We start from the raw sequence: 2,278 nt of genomic DNA, 5'->3' as shown, positions 1-2,278 counted from the left end.
GGTCTCCTCCGCTTCCAGCGCTCATTCTAATAAGTTCTAATAAGTTGCGACAAGTCGAAATCGAAACCCGGCGGGCAACCGCCGGGTTTTTTCATGCCGGATTTCCAAGGGACTCGTCAAAATGCATCTGTACTGCCCGCAGCGGAGCCTCTGCACTTCTTGAATGTTTGGGGCCAACGGTAGCCTGCCGACGAGGCGGAGCCCTGACAGCTCAGCAACCAGGGCTATTAGCCAGTCCGGCAGCGCCGGAGGTTCGCGATCAAGCGCTTCGAGCGTCGACCAGCAGAAAATAGTCGACCAACCGAGCGATTGCGTTTGGTACCATCGGGTGCGAAATCACGCGCATCCCTGCGCTTCTTCAGCCTCGATTTCAGCAGTGCCACCAAACTCGAGGAGACGTGCGCGCATGAGAGGCACACCAGACTCGTTTGAATTACGCGTCCGCCAAGTCGCCCAAAGCATCGATTAGTGGCTGGATCTCGCCTTCATAATTCTTCCACCGCTTGACGGACGATTTGTAGATCGGTTGGCGAACCTGCCAGCGGCTGGGCGTGTTGACCGAACCGTCCCTGTCGAAAAAACGCAGGCATGCATCATCCCAGGGCAGCCCAAGGTAATCTATGAGGCGGCGTGACTGCGCCTCCTGATCCTCGACCAGCGTTTCGTAGCGGTTTTCGAAGATAAGGCCCGGAAAAACCTCGTTCCAATGGCGCATCAGTCGGTCATACTCGCGATAGTACAGACCTAGTATTCGCAAATCAGTATTGTAGCTGTGTCCTTTGTTGAAGCTCTGGACAAAGCAAGAGACGCAATTGTCGATGGCGTCACGGCGACAATGAATGATGCGCGCGTTGGGAAAAAGAAGGCCGATAAGGCCGATCATTTCAAAATTGTGCGGCATCTTGTCCACCACGCGAAGCGCGGCAGGCGCCCACTCCCTAAGGTAGGACAGATGCTCTTCCGCCAGTGTTCTGGACAGATCTTGCGTGACCGACATGACCGGCCGGCTCAAATCGCCGGCCGATGAGGTTTTAAGGCCGATTGCATTGGCGACCCGCCTTAATTTGTTAAGCTCGCCTGCCCCTTGAACATCGGGATGGCTGGCGCAGATCTGTTCCGTGAGCGTTGTGCCCGACCGCGGCATACCGACCACGAACACAGGCACTTCGGAAGGATTTCCATAGCCGGCCCTGGCCGCCAGAAAGTCCGGCGTGAAGGTTTCAATCAGGGAGTCGATCCAGCGGCGATACAGATTGATGTCGAAGGTGTAGCCGGAGGCCCGTTTCCCCCTATTGAAATGGTCGAATGCCTCACTGTAGCGCTTGAGGTCGTTCAGTACCTTGCCGGCAGCGTGATGGAGCTTGTAAGCACCATCCGGATCAAGCTTGGGATTGCCGAGTTCACGCAGGATGGATTGGAGTTCCTCCGGCTCTTCGGTGAATTTTTTCGTCTGTACGAGGTCGTGGTAGGCAGCCGGCACGTCGACGCGACGTCCGATTGCTTCTTTCAGAAAGGCGGCGGCCTCATCCATGCGCCCCAGGCCGCTGAGCGCGCTGGCCAGCCCCGCCCGCACTTTGGGATGATCGCGGTTGATCTTGAGCGCTTTCTCGTAAAGCGGCAAAGCCATGTCGGGTTTGTCAAACTTGGTGTAGGCGCGCCCCAGTGCACAAAGCACTTCGATAAGTCGGGGCTGCAGTTCCAAAGCATACAGCATATGCTTGATGGCTGGCGAATATTCGCTGACCTTCACATAGGCCTCGCCGAGGCTGAGGTGGTAGTAAGGGTTTTTAGGTTCCTCGCCGACCGCCCGCGCGAAATATCGCAAGGCCATCTCGTCATCGTAACGCTGGTACAGGGTCCCCAGGATGTACAGAGCGAGCGGATGGTTTGGCGTGCGCGCCAGCACCCGAAGGCACAGGTCCTGAGCCTCGTCGAGCCGCTGGGCCTGCTGAAGGGCATAGGCCTGGTTCAGCAGCGCTTCGTCGGCCTGCGCTCGCGATTGAGCGTTTCCTTGGCTCACTGTCAGCTTGAGTATCGGCCCCTTCGCTTTCGGCGCGGGTCCGGGCTTGATGTGCTTTGACCAAGCAGGCGGGAGACGGTTGTTCATGATATCTCGCTAGCAAAAAGAGCCGGATGAATCCAGCGTTACGGATCTGCCCAGCGGCAACTTGCACCGCCCCATCCGGCGCGCTAGCAAGAAGGCCCTTTTCAAGCGAGCTTCCACCATGCACCAGCGCCCTCCCCTCATGCCACTCATCGCAGCGCTTCCCTCGACGGT

Annotated in this window: 1 protein-coding gene; it reads right to left on the bottom strand. The window is 57.8% G+C overall.

Annotation, left to right across the window (positions count from 1 at the left end):
• Positions 1-433: 433 nt before the first annotated feature.
• A complete protein-coding gene (locus EOB49_RS33580; protein WP_127321258.1) occupies positions 434-2,107 on the bottom strand; it encodes a tetratricopeptide repeat-containing sulfotransferase family protein in 1,674 nt (557 codons plus the stop codon).
• Positions 2,108-2,278: the final 171 nt, after the last annotated feature.

The organism is Mesorhizobium sp. M7A.F.Ca.MR.148.00.0.0, from assembly GCF_003997735.1.
GTDB lineage: Bacteria > Pseudomonadota > Alphaproteobacteria > Rhizobiales > Rhizobiaceae > Mesorhizobium.
The sequence above is the reverse complement of the archived record's forward strand: the minus strand, read 5'-3'. Positions and strand labels throughout refer to the sequence as shown.

What these genes read in the sequence shown, in the direction of transcription:
- EOB49_RS33580 (WP_127321258.1), bottom strand. Translation starts at nt 2,107, where the DNA reads ATGAACAACCGTCTCCCGCCTGCTTGGTCAAAGCACATCAAGCCCGGA.